This window comes from Muribacter muris (genome assembly GCF_001038205.1).
Classification (GTDB): domain Bacteria; phylum Pseudomonadota; class Gammaproteobacteria; order Enterobacterales; family Pasteurellaceae; genus Muribacter; species Muribacter muris.
Genome location: NZ_JWIZ01000003.1, coordinates 1 through 23,099, shown reverse-complemented (window position 1 = coordinate 23,099; position 23,099 = coordinate 1). Strand labels below are relative to the sequence as shown.

At 45.3% G+C, this 23,099-nt stretch carries 22 protein-coding genes; 10 read left to right on the top strand and 12 right to left on the bottom strand.

What is annotated here, in order from left to right; genetic code table 11:
* Position 1: 1 nt before the first annotated feature.
* The 3 genes from RO21_RS00740 to RO21_RS13085 are packed head-to-tail and all read right to left on the bottom strand — an operon-like array spanning position 2 to position 1,708.
* Positions 2-520 (bottom strand): hypothetical protein, encoded by a 519-nt coding sequence (locus RO21_RS00740; RefSeq protein ID WP_047975886.1) that lies wholly within the window; start codon positions 518-520, stop codon positions 2-4.
* The gene (locus RO21_RS00735) at positions 510-1,043 is read right to left on the bottom strand and encodes a hypothetical protein (RefSeq protein WP_047975885.1); all 534 of its coding nucleotides are present in this window, start codon (positions 1,041-1,043) and stop codon (positions 510-512) included. The genes RO21_RS00740 and RO21_RS00735 overlap by 11 nt, the downstream gene beginning before the upstream one ends.
* Complete coding sequence (locus RO21_RS13085; protein WP_053067690.1) at positions 1,025-1,708, bottom strand: type IV pilus biogenesis protein PilM; 684 nt, start codon at positions 1,706-1,708, stop codon at positions 1,025-1,027. The genes RO21_RS00735 and RO21_RS13085 overlap by 19 nt, the downstream gene beginning before the upstream one ends.
* A 136-nt stretch (positions 1,709-1,844) precedes the next feature.
* Here RO21_RS13085 and RO21_RS00725 point away from each other — a divergent pair, with 136 nt between their 5' ends.
* The 8 genes from RO21_RS00725 to potC all read left to right on the top strand — a co-directional run bounded on the left by RO21_RS00725 (position 1,845) and on the right by potC (position 11,501).
* Positions 1,845-4,460, top strand: a complete 2,616-nt coding sequence (locus tag RO21_RS00725; protein WP_047975884.1) for a penicillin-binding protein 1A — start codon at positions 1,845-1,847, stop codon at positions 4,458-4,460.
* 230 nt (positions 4,461-4,690) lie between these two features.
* Positions 4,691-5,212 carry a shikimate kinase AroK gene (aroK, locus tag RO21_RS00720; protein WP_047975883.1) on the top strand — a complete coding sequence of 174 codons (522 nt, stop codon included), beginning with the start codon at positions 4,691-4,693 and terminating at the stop codon, positions 5,210-5,212.
* 19 nt (positions 5,213-5,231) lie between these two features.
* Complete coding sequence (gene aroB / locus RO21_RS00715; protein ID WP_047975882.1) at positions 5,232-6,320, top strand: 3-dehydroquinate synthase; 1,089 nt, start codon at positions 5,232-5,234, stop codon at positions 6,318-6,320.
* Between the two features lie 8 nt (positions 6,321-6,328).
* Positions 6,329-7,147 carry a Dam family site-specific DNA-(adenine-N6)-methyltransferase gene (locus tag RO21_RS00710; RefSeq protein WP_047975881.1) on the top strand — a complete coding sequence of 273 codons (819 nt, stop codon included), beginning with the start codon at positions 6,329-6,331 and terminating at the stop codon, positions 7,145-7,147.
* A gap of 28 nt (positions 7,148-7,175) precedes the next feature.
* Positions 7,176-8,534, top strand: coding sequence for a sodium-dependent transporter (locus RO21_RS00705; RefSeq protein WP_047975880.1), 1,359 nt, complete (start codon positions 7,176-7,178; stop codon positions 8,532-8,534).
* A gap of 240 nt (positions 8,535-8,774) precedes the next feature.
* Positions 8,775-9,887, top strand: coding sequence for a spermidine/putrescine ABC transporter ATP-binding protein PotA (potA, locus tag RO21_RS00700; RefSeq protein WP_047975879.1), 1,113 nt, complete (start codon positions 8,775-8,777; stop codon positions 9,885-9,887).
* Positions 9,874-10,734 carry a spermidine/putrescine ABC transporter permease PotB gene (gene potB / locus RO21_RS00695; RefSeq protein ID WP_047975878.1) on the top strand — a complete coding sequence of 287 codons (861 nt, stop codon included), beginning with the start codon at positions 9,874-9,876 and terminating at the stop codon, positions 10,732-10,734. Before potA ends, potB begins: the two co-directional genes overlap by 14 nt.
* A complete protein-coding gene (gene potC, locus RO21_RS00690; RefSeq protein ID WP_047975877.1) occupies positions 10,734-11,501 on the top strand; it encodes a spermidine/putrescine ABC transporter permease PotC in 768 nt (255 codons plus the stop codon). Before potB ends, potC begins: the two co-directional genes overlap by 1 nt.
* A gap of 252 nt (positions 11,502-11,753) precedes the next feature.
* On the opposite strand, the gene purD is transcribed toward potC, so the two are convergent.
* The 4 genes from purD to RO21_RS00670 form a co-directional block, all read right to left on the bottom strand.
* Complete coding sequence (gene purD, locus RO21_RS00685) at positions 11,754-13,040, bottom strand: phosphoribosylamine--glycine ligase (RefSeq protein ID WP_047975876.1); 1,287 nt, start codon at positions 13,038-13,040, stop codon at positions 11,754-11,756.
* Between the two features lie 167 nt (positions 13,041-13,207).
* The gene (locus RO21_RS00680; protein WP_047975875.1) at positions 13,208-14,353 is read right to left on the bottom strand and encodes a cytochrome-c peroxidase; all 1,146 of its coding nucleotides are present in this window, start codon (positions 14,351-14,353) and stop codon (positions 13,208-13,210) included.
* Position 14,354: 1 nt separating this feature from the next.
* A complete protein-coding gene (gene parE / locus RO21_RS00675) occupies positions 14,355-16,265 on the bottom strand; it encodes a DNA topoisomerase IV subunit B (protein ID WP_047975874.1) in 1,911 nt (636 codons plus the stop codon).
* 65 nt (positions 16,266-16,330) lie between these two features.
* On the bottom strand, positions 16,331-16,726 hold the full coding sequence (locus RO21_RS00670; RefSeq protein ID WP_047975873.1) for a MerR family DNA-binding protein: 396 nt from the start codon (positions 16,724-16,726) through the stop codon (positions 16,331-16,333).
* Positions 16,727-16,757: 31 nt separating this feature from the next.
* Here RO21_RS00670 and RO21_RS00665 point away from each other — a divergent pair, with 31 nt between their 5' ends.
* Together RO21_RS00665 and RO21_RS00660 are read left to right on the top strand one after the other, a co-directional pair.
* Positions 16,758-16,997 carry a heavy-metal-associated domain-containing protein gene (locus RO21_RS00665; RefSeq protein ID WP_241482341.1) on the top strand — a complete coding sequence of 80 codons (240 nt, stop codon included), beginning with the start codon at positions 16,758-16,760 and terminating at the stop codon, positions 16,995-16,997.
* A gap of 36 nt (positions 16,998-17,033) precedes the next feature.
* On the top strand, positions 17,034-19,208 hold the full coding sequence (locus RO21_RS00660; protein ID WP_047975872.1) for a heavy metal translocating P-type ATPase: 2,175 nt from the start codon (positions 17,034-17,036) through the stop codon (positions 19,206-19,208).
* A gap of 480 nt (positions 19,209-19,688) precedes the next feature.
* Here the strand turns inward: RO21_RS00660 and RO21_RS00655 are convergent, their stop codons facing one another.
* From RO21_RS00655 to hinT, 5 genes are all read right to left on the bottom strand, one after another.
* The gene (locus tag RO21_RS00655) at positions 19,689-20,258 is read right to left on the bottom strand and encodes an acetate uptake transporter (RefSeq protein ID WP_047975871.1); all 570 of its coding nucleotides are present in this window, start codon (positions 20,256-20,258) and stop codon (positions 19,689-19,691) included.
* Between the two features lie 9 nt (positions 20,259-20,267).
* A complete protein-coding gene (locus RO21_RS00650) occupies positions 20,268-21,287 on the bottom strand; it encodes an extracellular solute-binding protein (RefSeq protein WP_084724224.1) in 1,020 nt (339 codons plus the stop codon).
* A 150-nt stretch (positions 21,288-21,437) separates the two neighbouring features.
* Complete coding sequence (locus RO21_RS00645; RefSeq protein ID WP_241482340.1) at positions 21,438-22,283, bottom strand: phosphotransferase; 846 nt, start codon at positions 22,281-22,283, stop codon at positions 21,438-21,440.
* A complete protein-coding gene (locus RO21_RS00640) occupies positions 22,190-22,552 on the bottom strand; it encodes a YcfL family putative periplasmic lipoprotein (RefSeq protein ID WP_047975868.1) in 363 nt (120 codons plus the stop codon). The genes RO21_RS00645 and RO21_RS00640 overlap by 94 nt, the downstream gene beginning before the upstream one ends.
* 1 nt (position 22,553) lies before the next feature.
* Entirely contained in the window at positions 22,554-22,913 is a 360-nt protein-coding gene (gene hinT, locus RO21_RS00635; protein ID WP_047975867.1) for a purine nucleoside phosphoramidase, read from the bottom strand.
* Positions 22,914-23,099: the final 186 nt, after the last annotated feature.

Genomic DNA, 23,099 nt, shown 5'->3' with positions numbered 1-23,099 from the left:
TTTATTCATTTAACACAAGAGTAGCATTTAATTGAACTAATTTATTTCTATGTAATTTTACAAGGCTTACCTCTTTAAACTTTAAACGATCAATTTGATTAAAGAGATGAATAATATTCAGCAATTCATCAGCTTGTTGATTAGCCGTTATATAGATATATTTTTCATCTAAAAATTGCCACTGAATACTTTCCACTTCTGCACTATTCTCGGTTAAAACAGATTTAATTTGCTGAGTAATCTCCGCCAAATTCGCATCTTTTTCAGTGAGCTCACGTTGGCGTTTTTGCATTGCCGAGAGCAATGCGGATTGCTGCGTCTTTTTCTCCGATAACATAGGCATATCGACCTCTAGCAGCCGATATTGATAATAGTGAGAAACATAATAGAAAGCCGGATACCCGACAATCATCACAATGATAGCAATTCCTATTTTCCACCAAGATTGATTTAGATAATCTAGTAGCTGATAAATATAACTATTCGGGTAAATATAATATTTGGCAAGTTTAGTTTTCATCTTTTTCACTCGCTAAAGAAATAGTCAAGCCAAATTCAATCTCACCCATTTCATTAGTTTGAAAATGATCAAGTTGGTAAGTATAGGGTATATTTTTTAACTGCTTTTCAAGCTGCTCAAACTGATTCTGGTGCGTTAACTTTCCGACGAGTTTTAATTTGGGCAATGTCTCTATATAAAGTTGAATAAGCTCTATCCCACCCTGTACGTTAAGGTTATGAATATAATCCAATAAAAAGATAATATGTGCTTTCGCTAACTTTTCAGAAGAGTGCTTTACTTTAGCTTGTTGTTGAAGTTCGGTTATTTTCTTTTCTATCTGTTGGATATCTTGCTTTATCTGTTTATTTTGTTGATTTAACGATTGGTTATTTTTACTTATTTTTTGGGCAAAAAACCATAAACTGAACGCAACTAAGATAGCCAATATAAAACATATCACTATAAAAATAAGGTGTTTTACACTTTTTTCCAGCCATTTTTGTTGGTGATACGAGGTTAAATTTATGCCCTGCCAGTCCATAAAGATGCTCCTAATGCTTTCAGATAAAGCGTAGGTTCAAGAATATCCTCTGTAAACGCTACGTTTTCCATTGGATAAACCGTTATATTTTCCGGCAAATTTTGATAAACCTTTAATTCATCAAATTTAAAATGAATATAACGTCCTTGTATTGGATAGCAATATGCTGAAATATCGTCTAAAGGATCATTATTTAGATAATGCAATCCTCGAATAAAACAGAATAATTCACAATCTAAAACCTGTTTATCATTCAATACTATTTCATCAACATACGTTTTCTTAATTGCATACAAAATAACCCGGATAGCATCATTCTCCGAAAAAGGTTTAATTTGATAATCAAAATAAACATTCTCCAAACCTAGCGGTAATGTTTGATTAAAGTAATGCACTATCTGCCGATAAATCATTTTTTGGGAATAGTGTGCCGGAAAAAACAGATATTTCCGCCAAATAAACGGATAGGGGGTCGCATAGACTAAACGAAATGCCGATAATCCAAATGCCGTCTGAATTATCTCAAAAAGCGATGGTATTGAAGCCGACTTAGCCAGCCAATGCACCTGCGGTTGATTATTTTTGAATGAGACACAACAAAGATAATTGTTATTCTCACTTATTCCTACGATCGGAAAAAAGCGTTTCTTCTGCCATATTTTCACGGTAATGCTCTACCTATTTCATATTTAAGGAGATCAAATTATTTTTTTCGCTTATAATTGAGCGTTATATCACGAACGTTGAAGCTATTTTGGTTTCAAATGTTAATGTCGTCATTTAGTAAAAGAGAATTTTTCGATGAAGATCGTAAAAATAATATTTAGTGCTTTACTTACGCTATTGATTGTGGCTGCAATCGGCGGCGGATTACTCTATATGCATCTTAAAGCGGATTTACCCGATGTCAGCAGTTTGAAAACCGTTGAATTACAGCAACCAATGCAAATTTTTACCGCAGACGGTAAACTGATCGGCGAGGTGGGCGAGCAACGCCGTATTCCAGTCAAATTAGATGATGTGCCACAGGCACTGATTGATGCGATTATTGCTACCGAAGATACCCGTTTTTACGAGCATAAAGGGATTGATCCCAAAGGGATCTTACGGGCAATTATCCGTTCAACCCAAGGGGATACCCAAGGGGCAAGCACCATCACACAACAATTAGCCCGCAACTTCTTTTTGTCGCCGGAAAGAAAAATAGAACGCAAACTCAAAGAGGCTATTCTAGCGATTGAAATCGAAGAAAATCTCTCTAAAAACGAGATTTTGGAACTCTACCTCAACAAAATTTATCTCGGCTACCGTTCCTACGGGGTTGCCGCAGCCGCTAAAACCTATTTTGGCAAACGCCTTGATGAACTAACCCTTTCCGAAGTGGCGATTATCGCCGGTTTACCGAAAGCGCCTTCAACAATGAACCCGTTATTTTCGGTTAAACGGGCAGAACACCGCCGTAATGTTGTGCTTGGGCGAATGTTAGAGGTCGGCAAAATTACCAAAGCACAATTTGAGCAAGCGAAAGCCGAACCCGTTATCGCAAAATTTTACGGCTCGGCACTTGAATTTCGTGCCGACTATGTAACGGAAATGATCCGTCAGGAAATGGTTAAACGCTATGGCGAAGATGCCGCCTACAATAAAGGCTTCAAAGTCTATGCCACGGTGTTGTCCGCCGATCAAAAAGCGGCACAAGACGCTCTGCGTGATAACTTAATTCATTACGATCGCCGCCACGGCTGGCGAGGTGCTGAAAAATTATGGCAACCAAAGGAAAAAGCGTGGGATGAAGAAAAGATCATCGATCATCTAAGTAAGCTGCCTTATTCCGAGCCGTTTACTGGTGCAGCCGTCCTTGCCATTACTAAGGAAAAAGCCGATATTTTGCTGCCTAACGGTGATCGTGCCGTACTCAAATTTGCCGGAATGAAGTGGGCAAGAAAATTCATCAATGATTCCGCACAGGGCAAAACCCCAACAATCGTGAAAGATGTGCTAAATGTCGGTGAACAAATTTGGGTGCGCCAAGACAGCAAAGGAAATTGGGAGCTGGGGCAAATTCCGGAGGTCAATTCCGCTTTAGTCTCGCTCGACAGCGATAACGGCGCTATCGAGGCGATTGTCGGCGGTTTTAGTTTTGAACAGAGCCGCTTTAACCGTGCGACTCAATCGTTAGTGCAAGTCGGTTCGTCCATTAAACCGTTCATCTACGCTGCGGCATTAAACAAAGGGTTAAGCCTCTCGACGACGATTAGCGATAAACAATTAACCATCAAAAAACGCGGGCAAAAACCGTGGACACCGAAAAACTCGCCGAATGTCTATTCAGACACACCGCTACGTTTACGGGTAGGGCTAGGTTTATCCAAAAACGTGATAATGGTAAGAACAATGCAAATGGCAGGGGTCGATTATGTCGCCAACTATCTGCAACGTTTCGGCTTTAACCGTGAACAATACCAAGCGACCGAAGCCCTTGCCCTCGGCGCTGCCTCCTTTACACCGCTTGAAATGGCAAGGGGCTATGCGGTGTTTGATAACGGTGGCTACTTGATTGAGCCTTATATTATCGATCGCATTTTAGATAATCAGGGCAATGAACTCTTTAAAGCAAACCCGAAAATTGCCTGCTTTGCGTGCGATGATAAGCCGGTTGTTTACCCAGAACCCGCCTATTTCGATTTTGTGAAAATCGAAACACAGAAAAGCGTAGAGGCAGATGCCGAAGTTCTTGATCCAAGCACGGCGAAGGAAACTGAAAATGAGGTCATTCCGGAATTGGAAATTGCGACCATCAATAAAGAAAACGCGCCCAATCTAATGGCGGAATCCGCTCACAGCAACCAAGAAGTTCAATATGCCCCGCGGGTGATCAGCGGAGAAGTTGCCTTTTTAATACGTAGTGCCTTATCCAGTGCGATTACCGGAGAAAAAGGGAAAAGTTGGCGAGGCACTAGCTGGCGTATTGCTAATGAGATCAAACGGAAAGATCTCGGCGGCAAAACAGGGACGACCAATAATGCCAAAATTACGTGGTATGCCGGCTTTGGGGCGAATATCGTAACCACCGTCTATGTCGGTTTTGATGATAATAAACGGGAGCTTGGGCGAGGCGAAGCGGGCGCACAGACCGCAATGCCGGCGTGGGTTCGCTATATGAAAGTGGCACTTGCCGATAAAGCCCTGCGAGATGAAGCCATACCGGCAAATATTGTGGAAGCCAAAATTGATAGCGTCAGCGGTTTTCTAGGCGACGGCTTAACCGAATACTTTATCAAAGGTACCGAACCGACCAGACGCTTTATCGTCGAAAAAGCCATCGAAGCACCAAAATCGAATAACGATGCGTTAAATAAACGCTTAGGCTTACCGCCGCCGGGCGTATTACAAATTCAAGGTAAAGAATTATTCTAAACAGCGATATTGCGCTTGTTTAGGTTGAAAAGAGGGGCGATTTATTGCGATAATATCGCCCATCTTTATTTAGGGCGATTTGTGGTGAAATTGACAGACAAGTGTGTTGTTTTTAATCACTTTTGAAAAATTTAAGGCAAAACAGACCGCTTGTACCCTTTGCAAGCGGTCTGTTTTTTCGCAAACTTTACCACAAGTTAAATTTCAAACTTTTTTATTAGAAAAGAACAATGGCAGAAAAACGTAATATTTTCTTAATCGGGCCGATGGGCGCAGGCAAAAGTACCATTGGACGCCAGTTGGCTCAAATGCTTAATATGGATTTTTTAGACTCGGACGCCGTCATCGAAGAACGTGCCGGTGCGGATATTGATTGGATCTTTGATATTGAAGGCGAAGCCGGTTTCCGTAAGCGTGAAGAACGCATCATCAATGAATTAACCCAAGCACAGGGGCTGGTGCTTTCAACGGGCGGCGGCTCGGTACTCTCAAAAGATAACCGTAATTTCCTCTCCGCACGCGGGATTGTTGTTTATTTAGAAACGTCGGTGGATAAGCAGTTTGAACGCACGCAGCGGGATAAAAAACGCCCGTTACTCCAAACAGACGATCCGTACCAAACTTTAAAAGAGTTAGCGGAAATTCGCAATCCGTTATATGAAGAAATCGCCGATATCGTGTTACAAACCGATGAACAGAGCGCTAAAGTGGTCGCCACCCGCATCATCGATATGATGGATAACTTACAGTAACAAACAAAGAGGTCGCGAGATGTTACAGGTCAATGTTGAATTAAAAGAACGCCGTTATCCTATTTTAATCGGAGCCGGCTTACTGGCAAAACCGGAAAGCTATGCACCGCTCAAGAAAGGGGATAAGGTAATGATTGTGTCAAATCCGACCATCGCCCCGCATTATCTTGCGACCGTTGAACACACGCTAACCCAACTGGGTTGTCAGGTCGATAGCGTACTGATTCCCGATGGGGAAAAATACAAGACCCTTGATTCCCTTAACCTGATTTTTACCGCTCTGTTGGAAAAAAATCACAACCGAGATTCAACTCTAATCGCTCTAGGCGGAGGTGTGATCGGTGATGTGGCAGGCTATGCAGCAGCCTCTTACCAACGGGGGATTCGTTTTATTCAAATCCCGACTACCTTGCTTGCGCAGGTCGATTCTTCGGTCGGCGGCAAAACGGCGGTCAATCACCCGTTGGGCAAAAATATGATTGGGGCGTTCTATCAGCCGGTCAGCGTCATTATTGACACCCTCACGCTTGCCACCTTGCCGAAGCGTGAAGTCAGTGCCGGCTTAGCGGAAGTGATCAAATACGGTGCGATTTTTGATCTGCCGTTTTTTGAATGGTTAGAGCAACACATTGACCATCTTATTGCGCTCGACCAAGCGGATCTCTGCTACTGCATTCAACGTTGCTGTCAGCTAAAAGCCGACGTTGTGGCACGAGACGAGACTGAAAAGGGCGATCGCGCGCTCCTAAACTTCGGGCATACTTTCGGACACGCTATTGAAGCGCATCTCGGTTACGGGAACTGGCTACACGGCGAAGCGGTTGCGGTCGGAATGTTGGAAGCCGCAGCACTCTCCGAGCAATTCGGCGATCTTAATGCACAGGACGTAGCACGTCTTGAAACCCTGCTTGCCAAAGCAAATCTGCCGACCATTTCGCCGGACGGTATGCTGCCGGAAGCCTATCTGCCTTATATGTGGCGGGATAAGAAAGTGTTAAGCGGTCAGTTACGCCTGATTTTACTCAAAAAATTAGGGGCGGCTTATGTCAGTGCGCAAGCAAGTGAAGCGCAAGTGATTGCGGCAATTTCTCGCTTTACCCAAGCCTAATTTTTTCAATGAAGCAACGAGCCTTTTTAAAATGGGCAGGCGGAAAGTACCGTTTAACCACTGAAATTGAACGCCATTTACCCAAAAAGGCTTGCCTTGTTGAGCCTTTTGTCGGCGCGGGTTCTGTTTTCTTAAATACGGATTTCGACCGCTATCTCTTAGCCGATGTTAATCCCGATTTGATTGGCTTGTTTAAAACCGTCAAACAGGATGTCGAGCGCTACATTCAGCATACGCAAGCCCTGTTCTTTCACGCTCAAGCCAATACACAAACGTTCTATTTAGCGCAGCGGCAGCAATTTAACGCCTCAAGCGATCCCTTTGAGCGTGCGGTCTTATTCCTCTATCTCAACCGTTTTGGTTATAACGGTTTATGTCGATATAACCAAAAACGGCAATATAACGTCCCGTTCGGGCGTTATAAAAGCCACTATTTTCCGGAAAAAGAACTCCGTTTTTTCGCCCAAAAGGCACAGCGTGCAGAATTTATCTGTGCGGATTTCCAACATACCTTTCAGTATTTGTTTGAACATCAAGACGATTATGTCGTCTATTGCGATCCGCCCTATGCCCCGCTCCAACAGGACAGCAATTTTACCGGCTATGCCGGCGGCGGTTTCAGTTTAACCGAGCAATCCGAACTTGCGGCTTGGGCAAGAAAAGCCCAGCAGCAGAATATTCCGGTACTGATTTCTAATCACAGCACGGCGTTTACCCGCCAAATTTACTCGGGTGCAATACTCAAAGAATTTAAAGTGCAACGTAGTATCGGGCAAAAATCACTCTCACGGGTGAAAGTCAATGAGCTCTTTGCACTCTTTGCGTAACCATTTTTAGTTTTATAAAGGAAAAAATATGACTCATCATCACACGGAACGTCAATCTTGGTCTAGCCGTCTAACCTATATTATGACCGTTGCCGGCGCGACGGTCGGCTTCGGCGCAACTTGGCGTTTTCCCTATTTAGTGGGCGAAAACGGTGGCGGTGCTTATGTGGCACTTTTTTGTATTGCAATGATCGTGATCGGAATTCCGATGATCTTGGTGGAAAATGTGATCGGTCGCCGAATGCGGGTGAATGCGATTGACGCTTTCGGCGGCTCGGCAAACGGCAAAAAAATTCACCGAGGCTGGAAACTGCTCGGTTATATGGGACTACTTGGTTCGTTCGGTATTCTCGCCTACTATATGGTACTGGGCGGCTGGGTATTGAACTATATCGGCAGCCTGCTCAACGGCACGCTCGATCTCTCCCGCCCGATTAGCGTAGAAACCACCGCCAGCTATTTCAACGACAGTATTTTCAATAGTCCTTTTAGCATTATCGCCTATACCGCCCTATTCGTTGTAGTGAACTATTTCATCTTAGCAAAGGGGATTGTGGACGGCATTGAGCGTGCGGTTAAATACCTAATGCCGCTCTTATTCCTGTTTTTGATTGTAATGGTCGTGCGTAATATTACCCTCCCCGGCGCAATGGAAGGAATCCGCTTTTATTTAATGCCGGACTTTAGCAAAATCAGCGGCAAACTGTTTGTATTCGTGTTGGGGCAAGTTTTCTTCGCACTCAGCTTAGGCTTTGGAGTGCTGATCACCCTTTCCAGCTACTTAGATAAAAAAGAGAATATCGTCAAAACCGCCACCATTACCGGCATTATGAATACCGTGATCGCCGTGTTGGCAGGCTTTATGATTTTTCCTTCGCTGTTTAGCTTCGGGATTGCGCCTAACTCCGGCCCGACCTTAGTCTTCCAAAGTTTACCGATTGTCTTTTCAAATATGTGGGGCGGCACAGTGTTTGCAGTGATTTTCTTCAGTCTGTTAGTGGTGGCGGCATTAACCACCTCGCTAACGATCTATGAAGTGATTATCACCGCCTTACAGGAAAAAATGCATATCGGCAGAAAAACCGCGATTGCGCTGACCCTCACAACCATTTTTGTGTTGGGAAATATCCCGTCCGTACTCGGCGATAGCCTTTGGAAAGACGTTACCATTATGGGCAAAAGTATCTTCGATGCCTTCGACTACATCAGCGGTAACATTCTGTTTATCTTGACCGCCCTCGGCAGTGCCGTCTTTGTCGGCTTCGTGCTTAAAGAGGATGCCAAAGCTGAACTGAGCGCAGGTAAATTATTCACAACCCTATGGTTTAACTATGTGCGCTTCGTTATTCCGATCATCATTTTAGTGATATTTTTCAATTCCTTATAGTCGGATCTAAGACAAGCGGTCGGTTATACGTGCTATTTTGCAAAAAATGGCAGATAACCGCCCGCTTGCATTTTCGATAAAGAACAATTTCGTCTAAATCCAAATTTTTTCTTTCATTCCCCCCCTATTCACTATATCATTGCACCCTGTTTGAATGCGTAATAATGGCGCTTTTTTTGGACTGAATCTCTATTCAGATTTTGCATTTTCTCAAGACTCCCAGGGGGAAAACAAAAATAAATGGAAAAGTTAGCACAAAAACCAATTATTGAACTTCGTTCTATCACTAAACGTTACGGTGAAAAAACGATTATTGATGGCTTAAATCTGACGATTAATGACGGTGAATTTTTAACTATTCTCGGCCCATCAGGCTGCGGTAAAACCACCGTGTTACGTTTAATCGCCGGTTTTGAAGAACTCACGGACGGTTCAATTATCCTTGACGGGCAAGACGTATCGGATATCCCTGCCGAACAACGCCCGGTAAATACGGTTTTCCAAAGTTATGCACTTTTCCCTCATATGACTATTTTTGAGAATGTTGCATTTGGTTTAAAAATGCAGAAAGTGCCGAACGATCAAATTAAGCCGAGAGTAATGGAAGCCTTGCGAATGGTACGCTTGGAAGAAATGGCACAACGCAAGCCGTCCCAACTTTCCGGCGGTCAGCAACAACGTATTGCTATTGCCCGTGCCGTTGTCAATCAACCGAAAGTGCTTTTGTTAGACGAATCTCTATCCGCTCTTGACTACAAACTGCGTAAAGAGATGCAAAACGAGCTGAAAGCTCTACAACGTCAGCTCGGCATCACCTTTATTTTCGTTACTCACGACCAAGAAGAAGCCTTGACAATGTCCGATCGGATTATCGTAATGAACAAAGGCAATATTGAACAAGACGGTTCGCCTCGTGAAATCTACGAAGATCCGAAAAATCTCTTTGTCGCACGCTTTATCGGTGAAATCAACGTCTTTGATGCAACCGTGATTGAACGCATCAGCGACAAAACCGTAAAAGCGAACGTTGAAGGGCGTATTTGCGAAATTCACACCGACATTGCAGTACAACCTCAACAAAAACTGAAAGTGTTATTACGCCCTGAAGATATTGTGATCGAAGAATTGGATGAAAACGAGAGTTCCAAAGCCATTATCGGACACGTCAGCGACCGTACCTATAAAGGAATGACCCTTGAATCTAACATTGTGTTGGATCACAACAATATGAAAGTGTTAGTTAGCGAATTTTTTAACGAAGACGATCCGCATATTGACCACTCAGTCGGTCAAAAAGTGGCATTAACCTGGCACGAAGGTTGGGAGGTTGTACTAAACGATGAAGATCACTAGTCATAAATTCCAAAATATCACCGTTGCGGTGATCTTTGGTTGGTTAATTTTCTTTGTCTTAATCCCGAATTTGCTGGTGCTGTTCACCAGCTTTATGACGAAAGACAGTAGCAATCTCATTGAATTCAGCTTTTCATTGGATAGCTACAAGCGGTTAATTGACCCACTTTATTCACAAGTGCTGTGGAATTCCTTCTATATGGCGGGGATTTCCACCTTGATCTGTTTGGTGATTGGCTATCCGTTTGCTTTCGTGATAGCGAAATTGCCGGCAAAATATCGACCGTTTTTACTCTTTTTGGTGGTATTACCGTTCTGGACAAACTCGCTTATCCGCATTTACGGAATGAAGATTTTCCTTGGAGTCAAAGGGGTGCTTAACAGTACACTCTTAACCCTTGGGATTATTGACCAGCCAATCCGGATTCTCAATACCGAAGCAGCGGTTGTCATCGGCTTGGTTTATATTTTATTGCCGTTTATGATTTTACCGCTCTACTCTTCGATTGAGAAAATTGACGGACGCTTGTTAGAAGCAGCCAAAGACTTAGGCGCAAACGCTTTCCAACGTTTTATCCGCATTATTATCCCGCTTACAATGCCGGGCATTGTGGCAGGCTGTTTATTGGTATTGCTACCGGCAATGGGAATGTTCTATGTTGCAGACTTACTCGGCGGTGCAAAAGTCTTGCTCGTCGGTAATATTATTAAGAGCGAATTTCTCGTTACCCGTAACTGGCCGTTCGGCTCGGCAATCAGTATCGGCTTAACCGTATTGATGGCATTGATGTTATACATTTACTACCGAGCAAATAAATTGATGAATAAGAAGGTGGAGTTAGAATAATGAAGCGTGTTTTTAAAAGCCTTTTTATGTTTGTCGTGTACGCCTATTTGTACATTCCAATCATCATTTTAGTGGTTAATTCATTTAATGCGGATCGCTACGGCTTAAGCTGGAAAGGATTTAGCTGGAATTGGTATGAACGCCTGTTTAACAATGATACGTTGATTCAATCCGCCGTTCACTCCATCACTATTGCATTTTTTGCGGCAACCTTTGCGACTTTAATCGGTGCATTAACCTCGATTGCGTTATACCGTTACCGCTTCCGTGGTAAACAGTTTGTCGGCGGAATGTTATTTGTCGTAATGATGTCGCCGGATATTGTAATGGCAGTCTCCCTACTGGCGCTGTTTATGTTAGTGGGTGTCTCTCTTGGCTTTTGGTCGCTACTGTTGGCACACATTACGTTCTGTTTACCCTATGTGGTCGTTACCGTTTCATCTCGTTTGAACGATTTTGACGGTAAAATGTTGGAAGCAGCGAAAGATCTCGGTGCGGGCGAATTAACGATCTTGCGTAAAATTCTGCTGCCGTTGTTACTCCCTGCGATCATCTCCGGTTGGTTATTAAGTTTCACAATCTCCCTTGATGATGTAGTGGTTTCTTCATTTGTTACCAGTGCAAGCTACGAAGTATTGCCACTGAAAATCTTCTCATTGGTAAAAACAGGGGTAACACCGGAAGTAAACGCTCTCGCAACCATTATGATTATCTTCTCTTTAGCACTCGTGGTACTCAGCCAGCTAGTGTTGCGGAAGAAAGACTAATTCTGATAACGTTTATCATCTAGCCAAAAAGCACGCCAAAGCGTGCTTTTTTATTGCATAAGACGATAAGAAATTTTACCTATTTTCGATACACTCCGACCGTGAGATAAACTTAGTTTACGGCAACTTAGAGAACACATACTGATGTTATTATAACCATCGTATTATTCTCATATTAAAAGGACGCCAACTTGGCGTCCCTGTAATCCTAACATATGTATTGCAAAGAAATTACAAAAAGTAACCGCTTGTTTATGAGGCTTGCTCACGGGCAACTGCACGATAGCCAATATCTCGGCGATAGAAACGACCTTGCCATTGAATTTGTTCGGCAAGTTTAAGGGCTTGTTGCTGAGCATCGAAAACACTCTCGCCGAGAGCGGTGGCACATAACACACGTCCGCCATTCGTCAGTAATTTCCCCGCTTTTTGTTCCACACCGGCTAAAAAGACTTTCTGTCCGTGTTGTGCGGCAGCAATACCTTGAATTTCATCGCCCTTACGATAATCTCCTGGGTAGCCTTCCGCCGCAAGTACGATACCTAACGCAGCCTGTTCACACCATTTAGATTGCACTTCATTCAGCTTGCCTTCACAGGCTTTTATGCAAAGCTCAACCAAATCAGATTCCAAGCGCATCATAATCGGTTGAGTTTCCGGATCACCAAAACGGCAGTTAAATTCAATCACTTTCGGCTGCCCGTCCGGCATAATCATCAAACCGGCATAGAGAAAACCGGTATAATGGTTATTTTCCGCCGCCATTCCCTTAACGGTCGGATAAATCACTTCCTGCATAATACGTTGGTGAATATCGGGGGTTACCACCGGTGCAGGCGAATATGCGCCCATTCCGCCGGTGTTCAAGCCTTTATCCCCCTCGCCGACCCGCTTGTGATCTTGGCTGGTTGCCATTGGTTCAACGTGTTCGCCGTCCACCATTACAATGAAACTTGCTTCTTCACCGTCTAAAAATTCTTCAATAACAACACGGCTACCCGCTTCACCAAAGGCATTACCGGAGAGCATATCTTTAACCGCGTCTTCCGCTTCCTGCAAAGTCATTGCGACAATCACACCTTTACCGGCAGCTAAACCGTCCGCTTTGATGACGATCGGCGCACCTTTCTCACGCAAATAAGCAAGTGCTGGTTCAATCTCGGTAAAATTTTGGTACTCTGCGGTTGGGATACGGTGGCGGGCTAAAAAATCTTTTGTAAACGCTTTTGAGCCTTCTAATTGTGCGGCGGCTTGCGTCGGGCCAAAAATCGTTAAGCCGGCAGCACGAAAGGCATCGACAACACCGATCACCAAAGGGGCTTCAGGCCCGACAATCGTCAGCCCAATATCGTTATTTTTCGCAAACTCAACCAACGCCGGCACATCAGTCGCCGAAATCGCCACATTTTCAATACCCGACTCTAATGCCGTCCCTGCATTGCCCGGTGCGACAAACACGTTAGTTGCCAAAGGCGATTGACGAACTTTCCACGCCAGTGCGTGTTCACGCCCGCCGTTACCAATAATTAGAATATTCATAAATTTCTCTCAAGATAATTGCAAAAAAGGGGATAAATTCAACCGCTTGCTTAAATCGCAAACGTTTGCGTATTCTACCGAATTTATGTCAATTCTAAAAGAAAAACCGTTTATGGAGCGCATTTTATGAATTTGGGCGAGAACCCTTGCTCAAGCACTCTCAAGTCTTACTCATAACGGGCATCTGTTAATGTCTTTAAAAATGCTTCCAAAGCCTCAATCTCGGCATCGGAAAGCGGAGGGGCTTTTAACATTTTATGCGCCACAGTCGGCGGGTACTCGGCTTCCGCCCAAGGCTGATTGGTTTCAGGGTTATTCTTTCGTTTCGGATTATTGAAACTATCCAAATAAAGCAACACTGTTTTCAGTTCTTTAAATACCCCATTGTGCATATAAGGCGGAGTTACGGCAACATTGCGCAGGGTCGGTACTTTAAACTTGCCCATTTGGTGAGGATCGCCCGCAGCCTTAGGATTGCCTCCCAACCCTCGGTCGATATAATCGGCAGGCAAGCCATTATGCTTGATTAACGCAGGATTACTCGGCACGCCAATATTTTCATAATGGTAATTGGTAAAGGTTTCTTGAGAATGAGGTTGATCGGAATGTCTAAGGTGGCAACGGCTGCAATGTGTTTTTTCGGGATTAAAAAAGAGTTCTTTGCCTTGTGCCTCAAGCGGCGTCAGTCTATATTCTCCTTTGAGGGATCTATCGTATTTCGAATCAAACGGCGCAAGCAGTGCGCTCTCTTTTTGGAACGTGGCTAACGCATCTTCCATTGCGCTATATACATCATCAACCGTATTCCAAACTTTCTCGCCGTAATGTTGGGTAAGAAGATTAACATACATCGGCGTATATAATAGCCGTTTAGCGAGGCTTAGTTCATCGGGCATTCCCATTTCTAATGGATCAAGCGGTGGCATTCCGGCTTGTTTTTGCAAATTATCCGCCCGACCGTCCCAAAACTGCCCGCCGATATAGCTTTGGCTTTCGGGATCGAAATGAAATTCGGGCGAAAATCTCGCATAGAGAATAGTCGGCGAGTTACGCACACCAAATAGTGCGGGATTATCCCCTTGCGACACCATTCCCTGCCCACTATTTTGGCGAGTATCAATAAAAGCGGCATCAGGGTTATGGCACGTCGCACAATTTTGCGTGCCGTTAAATGAAAGCCGATGATCGAAGAACAGAATTTGTCCTAACAAGGCTTTATCAATTCCCCCTGCCGGTACTACACGCTCTGCACTCTCTTTTGCACCTACTGACAAAGCTACCAACAGCAACCCGCAAACAAAGCCGCGTTTCATCTTATACCGCCAAATCGGCTTCATTACCTCGGTCTTGAAGCCATTGTTTACGATCTTCCGCACGTTTTTTCGCCAACAGCATATCCATCAGCTCCAACGTGGTGCTACCGTCCGCCTGTTCTTCCTTATCTTCAAAAGTAAGCTGTACTAAACGGCGTGTATTCGGATCCATTGTCGTTTCACACAACTGCTCGGGGTTCATCTCCCCCAGCCCTTTAAAACGCTGCACACTCGGTGTGCCTTTTTTCTTGGCAAGTCGGGCTAAAATTGCCTCTTTTTCCGCTTCATCAAGGGCGTAATGTACCTCATTTTTACCAATATCAATGCGATAAAGGGGCGGCATCGCCACATAAACGTGTCCGTTTTTCACTAATGCCGGAAAATGGCGTAGGAACAAGGCACACAACAAAGTCGCTATGTGCAGCCCGTCCGAGTCCGCATCGGCTAAAATGCACACTTTACCGTAGCGGAGCTGGCTTAAATCATCGCTATCGGGATCAATCCCCATTGCCACTGCAATATCGTGTACTTCGGCCGAGGCTAACACTTGATCCGGCGACACTTCCCAAGTGTTGAGAATTTTACCCCGTAGCGGCAAAATGGCTTGGTATTCTTTATCCCGTGCCTGCCGTGCCGAGCCGCCCGCAGAATCGCCCTCCACCAAAAACAGTTCGGTTCGGCTTAAATCCTGCTGAGTGCAATCCGCCAGTTTTCCCGGCAATGCCGGCCCGCTTACCAGCTTCTTACGCACCACTTTTTTCTCCGCTTTCAAGCGGTTTTGTGCCGAACTAATTGCCATTTCCGCCAATTGTTGCCCTAGCTGCACATTTTGGTTGAGCCACAAAATAAACGCATCTTGCACGATATTATCCACATAGCCGGAGGCTTGACGGGAAGAAAGCCGCTCTTTGGTTTGCCCTGCAAACTGCGGTTCCTGAATTTTGAGCGACAGCACATAAGCACAGCGATTCCACACATCATCAGCCGCCAACTTTACCCCTCTTGGCAACAAGTTATGCTGCTCACAGAAGGTACTCATCGCTTTGAATAACCCTTGACGCAAACCGTTCACGTGCGTGCCGCCCAGTGAGGTCGGGATCAAATTCACATAACTCTCGGTAATTAACTCTCCGCCCTCCGGTAGCCACGTTAATGCGCAACTGACCGCCTCCGTTTCATTCACCACATCGCACATAAACGGCGGATTCGGTAACGTTTCATACTGCTGCAAGGCTTCATTGAGGTAGTCAGCGATACCGTCTTCGTAATACCACGTTTCTTGCTGCTGGTTGATATGATCGGTAAAGTGAATGGTCAATTTCGGGCAAAGTACCGCTTTTGCGCGCAATAAATGACGCAGGCGGCTGACGGAAAATTTCGGCGAATCAAAATATTTCGGGTTCGGGTAAAAACGTACTGTCGTCCCCGTTTGACGTTTTGGGCATTGCCCCACGATTGTCAATTCTTCGACTTTTACGCCGTTGGCAAACGCAATCGTATAAATATTGCCGTTGCGTTTAATCGTGATTTCCACCCGTTCCGACAAGGCATTCACCACCGAAATTCCCACCCCGTGCAAACCGCCGGAGAAAGTGTAATTTTTGTTAGAGAACTTACCGCCTGCGTGCAATTTGGTAAGAATAAGCTCTACGCCCGATATTTTTTCGGTGGAATGAATATCGACCGGCATTCCCCGCCCGTTATCCGTTACCTCAAGGGAATTGTCGCTGTGCAGGATCACTTCAATGTGATTGGCAAAGCCTGATAACGCTTCATCGACACTGTTATCGATCACCTCTTGCCCTAAATGGTTCGGGCGGGAGGTATCGGTGTACATTCCGGGGCGTAACTGCACCGGTTCGAGATCTTTTAACACGGTGATTTCATCGGCACCGTAGCGTTTTTCAGACATAACTTGGCTCTTTATTGTAAATAAACACAGGGGTGAATTTTAACGAATTAGTCGAAACGGGACAATCAAAAATTATGCTTTTCCAGCCCTTGTAAAATGGAACATTCCGGCTTTTCGTTGCCTTGACAGGCGCAATGCCAACTCTGTAACAAGGAAACCATTGCCTCCAAATCGGCAATTTTCGCTTTTAATTCAAGGATATGCTGTTCGGTAAGCTGTTTTACCTCACGGCTGGAACGCTGACTATCGTCATTTAATTTTAACAACTCACCGATTTGGGCAAGGGAAAAGCCGACTTTACGGGCATTGCCGATAAAATGTAACCGCGCCAACATCTTATCGCTATAAAGGCGGTAGCCCGATGCCGAACGTGCCATTTCAGGCAGCAGCCCTGCTTTTTCATAATCTCGAATTTGTTTGGCGGAAAGCCCGCTAAGTTTAGAGGCTTGACTAATATTCATTATGCTTGACTTTAACTTAGGGTAAAGGTTTATGATGCAGCTACTTTATCAAACTCAAGAGGAAAACAAAATGGTAACAACCACATTAAAACTCGGCGGTTTACACTGCCAACACTGCGTCAAAAGCGTTGAAAACGCCCTCAACCAATTACCGACCGTCCGCCGAGTGTCTGTTGATTTAGCCGCTCAAACTGCCGTGATTGAGAGCGAAGAAGAGGCTCAAACGTTAATTGATACCGTCATCGACATCGGTTTTGATGCAAAAATCTAGCCGAAACTGACCGCTTGTTAAACCGCAGGAGCAACAATGGAACAGCAATTTTTACTCAACGGCTTACACTGCGCTGCCTGTGTTCGCCGAGTTGAAACCGTGATCGGGCGGCTGCCTAACGTCGAATTGGCATCGGTCAATTTGGCGGATCAAACTGCCTTTGTACAAGGGAATGTGAGTGCCGATGCGGTGATTCAAGCGGTAACAAAAATCGGGTTTGGCGCAGAATTATTGGAAAGCGAGCAAACACGGCGGGAGAAGCAACAGCAGCAAACCCAAGCAATGCTCACCCATAAAAAGCGCCAATTCAGCCTAGCCCTTGCCGTTGGCTTTGCGCTAATGGGCTATGGGTTGATAGGAGGAATGACTGTCAGCGAGGCAAACCGCCCGATTTGGCTAATGTGGGCGGGCGTTACCGCCTGCACAATGTATGCGAGCGGGCGGCATTTTTTCACGGGAGCGTGGCATAGCCTGAAAAATCGTGCCGCCACGATGGATACACTTATTGCCCTCAGTACCGGCGTAGCTTTCCTCTACTCATTTTATTTAACGCTCAATCCCAGCTCGCAAGCACACCTTTATTATGAAGCCAGCGTGATGATTATCGGCTTTTTAAATCTCGGCAAATTTTTAGAGCTGAAAGCCAAGCAGCGTTCTTCCCTCGCCTTAGAAAAATTGCTCGATCTCGCCCCGCAACAAGCGGTCGTTTTAGACGGAGATCTTGCAAAACCGTTGCCGGTTAAAGCAATCAAACCGATGATGCGCCTTCAAGCACACACGGGCGATCGACTGGCGGTGGACGGTATAGTGGAAAGCGGCACAATTTGGGTGGACGAATCAATGCTGACCGGCGAAGCCTTGCCGATTGAGAAAAAAGCCGGTGCAAAAGTGCGTGCCGGCACACTGGTGCAAGACGGTGCTGGGGTGTACATTGCCGAGCAAGTCGGCGCACAAACCGCCCTTGCCCGCATTATTCACGCGGTTCGCCACGCCCAGTCCAGTAAACCGCCGCTTGCCCAGTGGGTCGATAAAGTCGCCGCGGTTTTTGTGCCGGTTGTCGTCAGCCTTGCCGTAATCAGTGCGGCTATTTGGCTGCTACTCGGCAAAGAGTTTGATTTTGCCCTGTCTGTTTTCACCACCGTGCTGATTATAGCCTGCCCCTGTGCTTTAGGACTGGCGATCCCCCTTTCCACCATTGCCGGCGTTGCCCGTGCCGCAGAATTGGGGGTGTTAGTCCGCAACATTGAGGCGTTACAAGCCGGCAGTGAAGTCGATACCCTCGTGTTCGATAAAACAGGGACGCTCACCACCGGTGAAATGCAGGTCAGCCGCTTTGACACCTTTAACAATGCGGATCGAGATGAATTACTCCGCCTTGCCAAAAGCCTTGAGCAGCACGCATCTCACCCGATAGCCAAAGCCATTGTAACATTTTGCACACAACACACCGCTTGCACGCTGAACAATATTCAAATCGTGAAAGGGCAAGGGATTATGGCAGATAACGGCACTGCCAACGTTCAAATCGGTAATCGGCATTTTGCCTTATTCCGAGAGACACTCACCGACACCGAGCAACAGCAACTCATTCACTCAAAATCGGTTGGCACGCAAGTGTTTATCGCGGTGGATAACCGCACTCTCGGCGTTTTTTATTTAGCCGATCAGCTCCGCCCAGAAGCCAAGCAAGTGATCGCCCAATTTCACGCCCAAGGCTATCAATGTCTGATGCTCACGGGTGATCGCCAACAAACCGCGGAATATTACGCTTCGCAGCTGGGAATTGAACAGGTGATTGCCGAGGTACTGCCGGAACAAAAAGCTGTACATATTCAAGGTTTACAAGCAGAGAGGAGAAAGGTAGCAATGATCGGTGATGGCATCAACGATAGCCCTGCTCTCGCCCAAGCTAATGTCGGCATTGCGATGTATCACGGCAGTGAAATTGCCGTGGAAACCGCCGATCTATCCCTGATGCAAAGCGGGCTTCAGCCGTTAGCCGCCGTTTTGCCGTTCTCCAAACAGGTGTTAGCCAATATGAAACAAAGTCTGTTTGGTGCATTTGTGTACAATGCGATCAGCATTCCGTTAGCTGCCGGCGTGCTTTATCCCGTTACCGGCTGGTTGCTTAATCCGATGATTGCCGCAGCAGCAATGGCTCTCTCTTCGGTTACGGTGGTGCTCAATAGCCAAAGATTATTGAAAAAATAATCGGTATGGTTGAAGGGGGGCTAAGCGTAGTCAGATATAGCCCGCCTCAATCTAAAGTGCAGTATTATGTAGCAAATGCACAAAAATAGACATTTTAACAGAATTAGGGACACATTGCGTGTGTCCTTTATAAAAATCAAATTATTTCAATAGGTTAAAATCCGGACACACTGCGTGTGTCCCTACGAGCGAATAAAAAACAACTTTGTGCAACTGGTACATAATATTGCTAAATATGCTCCTTAATATATTGCATTATTTCTTTGCAAACAATCGAAGAAAAATATAAAACCCATCGTTTCTACGATGGGTTTTCAATATTGAATAGCCGTTGCATAACATTGATGCTTTAACTTTGAGGAACAACCACACAGGCTATTAGTAAAATCATTTCAATCTGTTTTCACCAACACCAGAGTGGCGTTCATCACTAAAGCGTTGCTAAAGTGCAATCTTTTCGGCTAATCCGACCGCTTGCAATTAGGCTTTTGGCGCGCCAATCGGCAATACGGTACGACCGAAACTTTCGTTGATAATTTCCGCTGCCGCTAAATAGAACGCTAATAATGCGGTTAATAAGCCGAAGTTACCGCCGATATGGGTAAGGGTGGCATTATGGGTAAAATCACCGGCTGCCAACAGGTAGAAAGTGATGGTTAATGCCAAGAAAATCGCTTGTAACGCACGAGCCTTAGCTAAAGTGCCGATAAACATCATTAGGGTGAACGTCCCCCACGCAACCAAGTACCAGCCGACAAATTCCGCCGATACACTTGCTGCAAAAAAGACCTTGAATAACGCAAACGACCACCAAAATGCGCCGTAGCTGATAAATGCAGTAAAGCCAAAGCTGTTGCCTTTTGAAAATTCAAACATTCCCGCAATCATCTGTGCCGTACCGCCAAAGGCAAAGCCCATCGCTAGCACCAAGCCGACATTTTCGCCGCCAAATGTGCCGTTATTGATTAAGCTCAGTAACCAAGTCGTCAGTGCGAAACCGCATAAACCAAGTGGACCCGGGTTTGCTGTAGTTAAGTTGTGTGTTGACATTTTAGCCTCCTAACGGTTGTTGTTGGTTCTTAGTAAATTCCAATATTTTTCATAAATATCGACAGCCTCGCCGACATCACTTTGCAAAATGCCTTTCTCGATCTCATCAAGCGGCGGGAAAATCAAAGGGTCATTCACCATTTCTTCGGACAGCAAGGCTTTCACATTTTCATTCGGCATTGAAAAACCCATTGTTTCAATCACCTCTTTGGCACTTTCAGGACGCAATAAGAAGTCAATAAATTTATGTGCCGCCGCTTTATTTTTGGCATTTTTAGGAATTGCGTAGTTATCCATCCAAATCACCGCCCCTTCTTTCGGGAAAATAAATTTGAGATCAGGATTTTCGCTTTTCGCCCGGTGTGCCGAGCCAGTCCACTGCATTCCAACCGCTACTTCCCCTTGCAAATAAGGCATTTCAGGCGAGTCGGAATTAAATACCAGCACATTCGGCACTAACTGGGTTAAACGCTCATAAGCCGCTTTAATCTCCGCTTCATCTTCGCTGTTCGGCGACGTGCCGTTTAGTAGGTGAGCAATATGGAACACTTCACGGGCATCGTTCATCAGCAAGACTTTGCCTTTAAATTCGGGTTTCCAGAGATCCGCCCAGCTCGTTAGCTGGTTAGGGTCGATCTCCGCACTGTTCACGCCGATGCCGGTCAGTCCGTACACATAAGGGAGCGAGAATTTGTTTTCCGGATCAAACGGCTTGCCCATCAAGGCTTTACTGACATTCTCAAACTGAGTGAGTTGGCTTTTGTCAATTTCCGCCAACATTCCCTCTTTTGCCATTTTGCCGACGTAATAGCTAGACGGAAACACTAAATCGTAGCTCGCACCATCAGTTAATTTCAGTTTGGAATACATTTCCTCATTACTTTCAAAGGTGGAATAAATCACCTCAATGCCGGTTTCCTTGGTAAATTTTTCCAACAATGAAGACGGCACATACTCCGTCCAGTTATAGACATACAGTTTTTCCGCTGCCTGCACACTCATTGCGCTAAATGCAACGGCGAGTGCCATCAATTTCGCAAACAATGCACGACCTGATTTGATCAATTCTTTTTACCTCTCACTAAGTGTAGTTTGTTTACATTTTTTAAACAATTTCGTCTAAAAAATCAACATAAATTTTTTAAGTGGGCGAAGTATAGCGATTTTATGTCTGTCTGGCTACAACAAAAACCATAATTGGCTTAATTTCGGCACTTCCTGCGCATATTGTGCCATTTTGAGACGGAAAGCGGTCGGTTCAAAGCCGGTTTTTGCAAAATAGTGCCGTAAAAAAACCGCTTGCTGTGTTATATTGAGCGGGTTAGCGGCAAAAAATAAAGCAATATCCAGTGCCGGATCGGAGAGGGCGGCATATTCCCAATCAATCAGAAAGAGTTCGCCGTGGTTAAGTACGATATTTTGCAAATGCAGATCGTGATGACAAATCGCCCGCTTAAACGGTGAAATGGTCGGGAAAGGTGGTGAAAAAGGGAGTTTTTGCCGCACATCAGGGGCTAACTGTTGCCAAAAAAATTGACAACGTTGGGCAAGATCAAAGGGCATAAGTGCTTCGCTACCCTTTTCCGCCTGCACGTCAAAAGTATGCAAGGTTGCCAAACGGCACGCCAACATTTTGAGTAACGTCGGACTAAATTCAGTTGCCGTTTGTCCCTCAATCCAACTGAGTAGGCTGGCCTTCTCCGTATGATAGAGCGGCTTGGGGCTGAAACCGAGCGGGGCAATCTGCGAAAGCAGGTGGGCTTCTTGGCGATAGTCTATCCCGCAACGATTCGCCCGTGAAGTTTGATGACGCAGCACATAACGTTCGCCGTTTGTCAGCTCTACCCTTTGACTACAAGCGGTCAATCCCGGCAAATTTTCGACAGAACGTACCGCTTGTCGCCGAGTCTGCGTCAGCCAATCCAGCGGCATTACCTCTGCCCACGCAGATAGATGCGGTAATTCACACTTTCCTCGGTAGGTTTTTTCAGGGGCAAGGCTGTACTCTGTTGAGGAAGCAGCCATAGCGACTGCCACGGCTGACGCTCCGCTGTGGTTTGGGTAACGCCCTGTTTGTCATACCAAAATAATTTGTAGAATACCGCCAAGTCGGCTTGGGTAAGGTTTTTAACCTGTAACCGCTCGCTGCGGGCGTCCACCTCAATCCGTTCGTGAATGTGTGCCTCAATATTGACGATCGGCTGCTTCCCGCTCGGCAAATAGCTGACGGGAGAACTGCCGCAAGCGGTTAAAAGCAGTGAGCAAAATGCAATTAGAAAAAAACGGCTTGCCATCTTATTTCGCCAACATTTTGCCTAGCGGTTCGCCCCCAACCAAGTGCATATGAATATGGAACACTTCCTGCCCGCCGTGCTGGTTACAATTCATAATCAAACGGTAGCCGCTTTCATCAATGCCCTCTTGCTTGGCGATTTTTGCCGCCACGGTGAACAAACGCCCCAATGCCGGCTCATCTTCTTCGCTAACGTGATTGACGGTCGGGATAAATTTGTTCGGCACAATCAAAATATGGGTTTTCGCCTGCGGAGCGATATCACGAAAGGCGGTAACCAGATCGTCTTGATAGACAATCGCCGCCGGAATTTCTTTGCGGATAATTTTACTGAAAATTGTCTCTTCGTAGTTGGTAAGCATAATGTTTCCTTATTTTAATGAGTAAATGAGTAAATGAGTAAATGAGTAAATGAGTAAATGAGTAAAAGGTGGAAATATTTTAGCATTTTTGCAATATTATGTAGCAGTTGCACAAAGTTGTTTTTTTGTTCACTCGTAGGGACACACTGCGTGTGTCCGGATTTTAACCTATTGAAATAATTTGAT

Coding starts and splice junctions, on each gene's coding strand:
- RO21_RS00740 (WP_047975886.1), bottom strand. CDS start 520: ATGAAAACTAAACTTGCCAAATATTATATTTACCCGAATAGTTATATT.
- RO21_RS00735 (WP_047975885.1), bottom strand. CDS start 1,043: ATGGACTGGCAGGGCATAAATTTAACCTCGTATCACCAACAAAAATGG.
- RO21_RS00725 (WP_047975884.1), top strand. CDS start 1,845: ATGAAGATCGTAAAAATAATATTTAGTGCTTTACTTACGCTATTGATT.
- aroK (WP_047975883.1), top strand. CDS start 4,691: ATGGCAGAAAAACGTAATATTTTCTTAATCGGGCCGATGGGCGCAGGC.
- aroB (WP_047975882.1), top strand. CDS start 5,232: ATGTTACAGGTCAATGTTGAATTAAAAGAACGCCGTTATCCTATTTTA.
- RO21_RS00710 (WP_047975881.1), top strand. CDS start 6,329: ATGAAGCAACGAGCCTTTTTAAAATGGGCAGGCGGAAAGTACCGTTTA.
- RO21_RS00705 (WP_047975880.1), top strand. CDS start 7,176: ATGACTCATCATCACACGGAACGTCAATCTTGGTCTAGCCGTCTAACC.
- potA (WP_047975879.1), top strand. CDS start 8,775: ATGGAAAAGTTAGCACAAAAACCAATTATTGAACTTCGTTCTATCACT.
- potB (WP_047975878.1), top strand. CDS start 9,874: ATGAAGATCACTAGTCATAAATTCCAAAATATCACCGTTGCGGTGATC.
- potC (WP_047975877.1), top strand. CDS start 10,734: ATGAAGCGTGTTTTTAAAAGCCTTTTTATGTTTGTCGTGTACGCCTAT.
- purD (WP_047975876.1), bottom strand. CDS start 13,040: ATGAATATTCTAATTATTGGTAACGGCGGGCGTGAACACGCACTGGCG.
- RO21_RS00680 (WP_047975875.1), bottom strand. CDS start 14,353: ATGAAACGCGGCTTTGTTTGCGGGTTGCTGTTGGTAGCTTTGTCAGTA.
- parE (WP_047975874.1), bottom strand. CDS start 16,265: ATGTCTGAAAAACGCTACGGTGCCGATGAAATCACCGTGTTAAAAGAT.
- RO21_RS00670 (WP_047975873.1), bottom strand. CDS start 16,726: ATGAATATTAGTCAAGCCTCTAAACTTAGCGGGCTTTCCGCCAAACAA.
- RO21_RS00665 (WP_241482341.1), top strand. CDS start 16,758: ATGATGCAGCTACTTTATCAAACTCAAGAGGAAAACAAAATGGTAACA.
- RO21_RS00660 (WP_047975872.1), top strand. CDS start 17,034: ATGGAACAGCAATTTTTACTCAACGGCTTACACTGCGCTGCCTGTGTT.
- RO21_RS00655 (WP_047975871.1), bottom strand. CDS start 20,258: ATGTCAACACACAACTTAACTACAGCAAACCCGGGTCCACTTGGTTTA.
- RO21_RS00650 (WP_084724224.1), bottom strand. CDS start 21,287: ATGGCACTCGCCGTTGCATTTAGCGCAATGAGTGTGCAGGCAGCGGAA.
- RO21_RS00645 (WP_241482340.1), bottom strand. CDS start 22,283: ATGGCTGCTTCCTCAACAGAGTACAGCCTTGCCCCTGAAAAAACCTAC.
- RO21_RS00640 (WP_047975868.1), bottom strand. CDS start 22,552: ATGGCAAGCCGTTTTTTTCTAATTGCATTTTGCTCACTGCTTTTAACC.
- hinT (WP_047975867.1), bottom strand. CDS start 22,913: ATGCTTACCAACTACGAAGAGACAATTTTCAGTAAAATTATCCGCAAA.